The 6701-nt window shown below is 69.5% G+C and carries 6 protein-coding genes; all 6 read left to right on the top strand.

Going from position 1 to position 6701, the window contains the following annotated elements:
• Positions 1-482, top strand: a 482-nt coding sequence (purQ, locus tag R1101_RS0113220; protein WP_016933896.1) for a phosphoribosylformylglycinamidine synthase subunit PurQ, incomplete at its 5' end; no start/stop codon positions are given.
• A 348-nt stretch (positions 483-830) separates the two neighbouring features.
• Entirely contained in the window at positions 831-1181 is a 351-nt protein-coding gene (locus R1101_RS0113215; RefSeq protein ID WP_016933895.1) for a VOC family protein, read from the top strand.
• A gap of 27 nt (positions 1182-1208) precedes the next feature.
• Entirely contained in the window at positions 1209-2504 is a 1296-nt protein-coding gene (locus R1101_RS0113210) for a M18 family aminopeptidase (protein ID WP_016933894.1), read from the top strand.
• Positions 2505-2584: 80 nt separating this feature from the next.
• Positions 2585-3175, top strand: coding sequence for a Uma2 family endonuclease (locus tag R1101_RS0113205; protein ID WP_026003225.1), 591 nt, complete (start codon positions 2585-2587; stop codon positions 3173-3175).
• Between the two features lie 67 nt (positions 3176-3242).
• Complete coding sequence (gene purL / locus R1101_RS26660) at positions 3243-5522, top strand: phosphoribosylformylglycinamidine synthase subunit PurL (protein WP_016933892.1); 2280 nt, start codon at positions 3243-3245, stop codon at positions 5520-5522.
• A 2-nt stretch (positions 5523-5524) separates the two neighbouring features.
• Positions 5525-6701 (top strand): alpha/beta-hydrolase N-terminal domain-containing protein (locus R1101_RS0113195; RefSeq protein WP_016933891.1); only part of this gene is annotated, 1177 nt, incomplete at its 3' end.

The following is a 6701-nucleotide window of genomic DNA, read 5'->3' as shown; positions in this document are numbered from 1 at the left end:
TCTCGCCGGTGATGGGCAAGGTCGTCGAGGCCGCGCAGAAGGGCATGCCCGTCCTCGGCATCTGCAACGGCTTCCAGGTGCTGTGCGAGGCAGGATTGCTGCCGGGCGCGCTCACCCGCAACGCCGGTCTGCACTTCGTCTGCCGCGACGAGTGGCTGAAGGTCGAGTCGAACACCACCGCGTGGACCTCGCGCTACGAGGCCGGCGCCGAGATCCTCATCCCGCTCAAGTCGGGTGAGGGCCGCTACCAGGCACCGGAGAAGGTGCTCGACGAGCTCGAGGGTGAAGGCCGCGTGGTGTTCCGCTTCGCGGGCGACAACCCGAACGGTTCGCAGCGCGGCATCGCGGGCATCTCGTCGGCGAACGGCCGGGTCGTCGGTCTCATGCCGCACCCCGAGCACGCCACCGAGGCGCTCACCGGCCCCAGCGACGACGGACTCGGCATGTTCTACAGCGTGCTGGACGCGGTCGTCAACGCGTGATCGCCTGACCGGAGCTTCCGGCGCAGTCCCCATCGACCCTCCCGGGACGGTGGGGACTTCGCTCGTTCCAGGGGTTTCGAGTGGCCCTCCGAACCTGAAGTCCCGGAACCGGAGAGACGGAACGAGGGACCCCGCGACCGTCCCGATCGGCTGCGGAATCCCTCGTCCCTACAACCCGGAGCTCGACCCCCCGATCAAGTCCCGGGCGCGATGTCGTCGTCATCCCCCATGCGCGACATCGCGGATCAGTTTGCCCGAGCCATGTCGGTATGTCCTGAGTAGGACTACCCAAATCGGTCCGTTCATCGACGGATATCGCCTGTCGGTCCCCGGCGGTACCGTCGCGTCATGACAGCGACCATCGCAATGATCACCTTCGACACGTCCGATCCGGGTCCGCTCGCGAGATGGTGGGCCGAGCGCACGGACGGGCGTATCGAGGAGGAGAACGACGGCTGGTTCTTCATCGTCGCCCTGCCGCAAGGCATCAGGCTGGGCTTCCAGAAGGTGTCCGACCCGACACCGGGGAAGAACCGCGTGCACCTCGATCTCACGGCCCCCGACCTCGACGCCGAGGTCGAGCGCTTCGTGCAGGCCGGCGCGAAGGAGGTCCACCGCGAGGACCTGAGCGACGACTTCCGCTGGGTGACGCTCGCCGACCCGGAGGGCAACCTGTTCTGCGTCGCCGGAGGGCACTGAGCCTGTCCGTGATGCGAAGATGCAGTCATGTCTTCCACGCGTGCCGATGCTCGGGGTCTCTGTAATTTCGTCGACCTGTCGCCGTCGCCCTTCCACGTCTGCGCCACGGTCGCCGCGGCGCTGAGCGAGGCGGGATTCGTCGAACTGCGCGAGCAGCAGTCCTGGCCCTCCGAACCGGGACGCTTCTTCCTGGTGCGCGGGGGGTCGCTGCTCGCGTGGAGCACCGAGGGTGCCGCCGACGATCCGGCCGCGCCCTTCCGCATCGTCGGCGGGCACACCGACAGCCCCAATCTGCGCGTCAAACAGCATCCCGACCTCACGTCGGCGGGCTGGCGCCTCGTGGGTCTCGAACCGTACGGCGGTGCGTGGCTCAACTCGTGGCTCGACCGCGACCTCGGGATCTCCGGCCGCTTCACCGTGCGCTCGGGTGCGACCACCGAGGACGTTCTCGTCCGCGTCGACGCGCCGGTCCTGCGGGTTCCGCAGCTCGCCATCCACCTGTCCGAGGACCGCAAGGGCGTCCGGCTCGACCCGCAGCGCCACGTCGACGGCGTCTGGGGAGTCGGCACCGAACCGCGCTCGTTCATCGGGTGGGTCGCCGAGCAGCACGGGATCGACCCGGGCGCGGTGCTCGGCTGGGAGCTGATGACCCACGACCTTGCTCCGAGCGCGGTCGTCGGGCCGGGCCGCGACCTGGTCAGCGCACCGCGTCTCGACAATCAGGGCACCTGCTATGCCGGACTGCACGCGCTGCTCGATGCCGCGGAGCACGTCGCCGCGCACGGCGGCCCGATGCCGCTCCTCGCTCTGTTCGACCACGAGGAGGTCGGCAGCATGTCCGACCGCGGCGCCTTCTCGGAACTGCTCAACACCGTCCTCGAGCGGATCGTCCTGCTCCGGGGCGGTGGACGCGAAGAGTTCCTGCGTGCCCGCGCCGGCTCGATCGTCGCGTCGGGCGACATGGCGCACGCCACGCACCCGAACTACCCCGAGCGGCACGAACCCGCCCACCGGATCGCGGTGAACGGCGGACCGGTCCTGAAGGTGAACCAGAACCTGCGCTACGCGAGCGACGCGACCGGCGCCGGCGCCTTCGCGCTGGCCTGCGAGCAGGCCGGGGTTCCGCTGCAGCGGTACGTGCACCGCGCCGACCTGCCGTGCGGTTCCACGATCGGCCCCATCACCGCGTCGCGGACCGGCATCACGACCGTCGACGTCGGCGCCCCGCAACTCGCCATGCACTCGGCGCGCGAGTTCATGGGCGCGGACGACGTGACGAGCTACGCGCAGGCCCTGACCGCTTTCCTGACCCCCGCGTCGTGACCGCGTTCGCCCACCCCGCCACGCCCACCGGTGACACACTGAAGACGGTCGTGTCCGATCGGCGAGAACGGGGGAATGCAATGAACGTCCCGTCCTATCCCGATCAGCTGCTGTCCCTCGACGAGTGGGCGGTCCTGCCCGAATCCGACGGACACCACGTCGAGGTGTGCGAAGGTGTGCTGATCGCTGCGCCCCGGCCGGGAACAGCACACGATCACGCCGCGGTGACCCTGGCCTTGCTCCTCGACGAGAAGCTGCCCGACGAATGGTGTGCGATCGGAGGCGTCGAGGTGCTGGTCGCGGAGAACCCGCTGACGGTGCGGTGCCCCGATGTGATCGTCGTGGGACGGTCCCTCGTCGACGCCGATCCCGATCGGGCCCCGATAGCCGAGGTGAAGCTGGTCGTGGAGGTCACCGTCGACGGCACGGCCCGCACCGACCGGGTCACGAAGTTCTCCGAATATGCGGAGGCCGGGATCCCGCAGTACTGGATCGTCGATCTCGGCGGGCCGCCCGTGCTCGCCACCTTCACCCTCGTCGACGGGTGGTACCGATTCGACGGCGAACACTCGGGCACCGTCACCCTCGATGCGCTGGGCACCGAGGTGACCGTCACACCCTCGGAGCTCGTGCCCGCACCGGTGAACCCCGTCGCCCCTGCACACCGATAGACTGGTCCGCGGCAGTTCCCGCCCGGCCTGCCGTTTTCGATCCCAGAGTGAAGGGACCCGACGCCCAGTGTCACCGCACGTGGATACCGTCTCCCACGCCGCCGAAACCCCCGACGCCGCTCAGCCCTATCGGGAGCTGGGTCTGAAGGAAGACGAGTACACCCGGATCAAGGAGATCCTGGGCCGGCGCCCCACCGACGCCGAGCTCGCCATGTACTCGGTGATGTGGTCCGAGCACTGCTCGTACAAGTCGTCGAAGGTGCACCTGCGCTACTTCGGCGAGACCACCACCGACGAGATGCGCGAGTCGATGCTCGCCGGTATCGGTGAGAACGCCGGTGTCGTCGACATCGGCGACGGCTGGGCCGTCACCTTCAAGGTCGAGTCGCACAACCACCCCTCGTACATCGAGCCGTACCAGGGCGCCGCGACCGGCGTGGGCGGCATCGTCCGCGACATCATGGCCATGGGTGCCCGCCCGATCGCCGTGATGGACCAGCTGCGCTTCGGTGCCGCCGATCACCCCGATACCCGTCGCGTCGTCGACGGTGTCGTACGCGGTGTCGGTGGCTACGGCAACTCGCTCGGCCTGCCCAACGTCGGTGGCGAGACCGTCTTCGACGCCTCCTATCAGGGCAACCCGCTCGTCAACGCGCTGTGCGCCGGAGCGATGCGCGTGGAGGACCTGCATCTGGCCCACGCCTCGGGTACCGGCAACAAGGTCATCCTGTTCGGTGCTCGCACCGGTCTCGACGGCATCGGCGGTGTCTCCGTCCTCGCTTCCGAGACGTTCGACGACAGCGACGGCGGCCGCCCCAAGAAGCTGCCGAGCGTGCAGGTGGGCGATCCCTTCACCGAGAAGGTGCTCATCGAGTGCTGCCTCGACCTCTACCGCGAGAAGCTCGTCGTCGGCATCCAGGATCTCGGCGGGGCCGGACTGTCCTGCGCGACCTCCGAGCTCGCCGCCGCCGGCGACGGCGGTATGCACATCAACCTCGAGCGTGTCCCGACGCGCGCGAAGGGCATGACCCCGGCCGAGGTGCTGTCCTCGGAGTCGCAGGAACGCATGTGCGCGGTCGTGACGCCCGACAACGTCGACGCCTTCATGGCCGTCTGCAAGAAGTGGGACGTCCTGGCGACCGTCATCGGTGAGGTCACCGACGGCGAGCGCCTCGTCATCGACTGGCACGGCGAGACCGTCGTCGACGTGCCGCCGCGCACGGTCGCCCACGAGGGCCCGGTCTACGAGCGTCCCATCGAACGCCCGTCCTCGCAGGACGCGCTGGTCGCGAACACCACGGCCGGCCTGAAGCGGCCCGAGACCGCCGACGAACTGCGCGAGACGCTGCTGAAGATGCTGGCGTCGCCGGCGCTGTGCAGCCGCAAGTGGATCACCGAGCAGTACGACCGTTACGTGCGCGGCAACACCGTGCTCGCCGAGAACGCCGACAGCGGTGTGGTCCGCATCGACGAGGAGACCGGACGCGGCATCGCACTCGCCACCGACGCCTCGGGCCGCTACACCCAGCTCGATCCGTACGCGGGCGCCCAGCTCGCCCTCGCCGAGGCCTACCGCAACGTCGCCGTCACCGGCGCGACGCCGAAGGCCGTCTCGAACTGCCTGAACTTCGGTTCGCCCGAGGATCCCGGCGTGATGTGGCAGTTCCAGCAGGCCGTGCGCGGCCTCGCCGACGGTTGCGCGAAGCTCGGCATTCCCGTCACCGGCGGCAACGTCAGCTTCTACAACCAGACCGGTGCCACCGCGATCCTGCCGACGCCGGTCGTCGCGGTGCTCGGCGTGATCGACGATGTGCACCGTCGCATCCCCACCGGCATCGGCCTCGAACCGGGCGAGACGTTGATCCTGCTCGGTGAGACCCGCGACGAGTTCGACGGATCGATCTGGGCGCAGGTCGAGCACGACCACCTCGGTGGCGTTCCGCCGCAGGTCGACCTCGATCGTGAGCGGCTGTTGTCGGAGATCCTCACCGCCGGTTCGCGCGACGGCCTGATCTCGGCCGCGCACGATCTGTCCGAGGGTGGCCTCGCGCAGGCCGTCGTCGAGGCCGCGCTGGCGGGCGAGACCGGCTGCCGCGTGCTGCTTCCGGAGGGTGCCGATCCGTTCGTGACGCTGTTCTCCGAGTCGGCCGGTCGTGTGCTCGTGGCCGTGCCGCGCACCGAGGAGTCTCGCTTCACGGGCATGTGCACCGCGCGCAACATGCCGTGGGTGCGCATCGGTGTCGTCGACGAGGGATCCGACTCCGTCGAGGTCCAGGGCCTGTTCTCGATCCCCATGACCGAGCTGCGCGAGGTGTGGGAAGGGACTCTGCCTGCTCTGTTCGGATAGCCGTGCCGGCCACCCGGGTCGATCGGCTGGCGGCGTTCGAGGCCCGGCAGGGTCGGATCATCGCCGCGGTCACCGACTTCGGTGATCGCCACCCCCTCACCGCTCGGGTGTGGGGGTGGCTGGGCCTGGATTTCACCGGTATCGCGTTCGCCGCACTGTTCTTCTGCTGGTCGCTGACACCCTCGCTGCTTCCGCGCGACTGGCTCTTCCAGGGCCTCATCGGCGGCATCAACGCCGCGATCGGTTACGGCGTCGGGTGCGTCGTCGGCTGGGCCGTGGCGCGGTTCGTGCTCTCCGGGCGGCGGTGGTGGCCGCCACCGCTCCCGGTGCTGCGCGCGATCAAGGTCGCGGTTCCGGTCGCCGCCGTCCTCGCGTCACTCGTCGCGCTCGTCCTGTCCGCCGGTGAGCAACGCCAGCTCGCCGCGTTGATGGGGGCAGAGGGCAGCACCACGAGCGGTTATCTGCGCACCATCCTGTTGAGCCTGGCCGTCGCCGCTGCCCTCATCGCCCTGTGGCGGGGGCTACGCGACATCGGGCGCTGGATATCCGCCCAGCTGAGCCGTCGCACGGGGATGCCGCTCGGCCTCGCTCGCACACTGGGCGTGCTCGTCGTGGTGCTCGCCACCTTCATGCTCATCGACGGCGTACTCATCCGCGGCGCCTACGCCGTCGTCAACCAGGCTTTCGGTCTGCAGGACGACACCACCCGTCCCGGCGCCGTCCAGCCGGTCGAGCCCGCCAAGTCCGGCAGCCCCGAATCCCTCGCGCCCTGGGAGACCCTCGGGTTCGAAGGCCGCAACTTCGTCGCGCGAGGCCTGGATGCCGAGGAACTGAGCGCGGTCAACGGCCGTCCCGCCCTGGAACCGATCCGGGTGTACGTCGGCCTCGACACCGCCCCCACGCCGGAAGAGCGCATCGATCTCGTCCTCGGCGAACTCGAGCGGACCGGCGCCTTCGAGCGGTCGACGCTCGTCCTGATCCCCACCACCGGCACCGGCTGGGTCAACCCCACGGCGGCCCGCGCGATGGAACTCGTCCACAACGGCGACCTGGCCATGGTGGCCTGGCAGTATTCGTACCTCCCGAGCTGGATCTCGTTCCTCGCCGACCGCGAGAAGGCGGCTGCCGCAGGCGAGATGCTGGTCGACCGGGTGTACGAACGCTGGTCGCAGCTGCCGG

This window comes from Rhodococcus sp. R1101 (assembly GCF_000278445.1).
Classification (GTDB): domain Bacteria; phylum Actinomycetota; class Actinomycetes; order Mycobacteriales; family Mycobacteriaceae; genus Rhodococcus; species Rhodococcus gordoniae.
The sequence above is the reverse complement of the archived record's forward strand: the minus strand, read 5'-3'. Positions and strand labels throughout refer to the sequence as shown.

Bases quoted from the DNA above. Each gene is read 5' to 3' on its own strand.
- R1101_RS0113215 (WP_016933895.1), top strand. From the start codon at position 831: ATGACAGCGACCATCGCAATGATCACCTTCGACACGTCCGATCCGGGT.
- R1101_RS0113210 (WP_016933894.1), top strand. From the start codon at position 1,209: ATGTCTTCCACGCGTGCCGATGCTCGGGGTCTCTGTAATTTCGTCGAC.
- R1101_RS0113205 (WP_026003225.1), top strand. From the start codon at position 2,585: ATGAACGTCCCGTCCTATCCCGATCAGCTGCTGTCCCTCGACGAGTGG.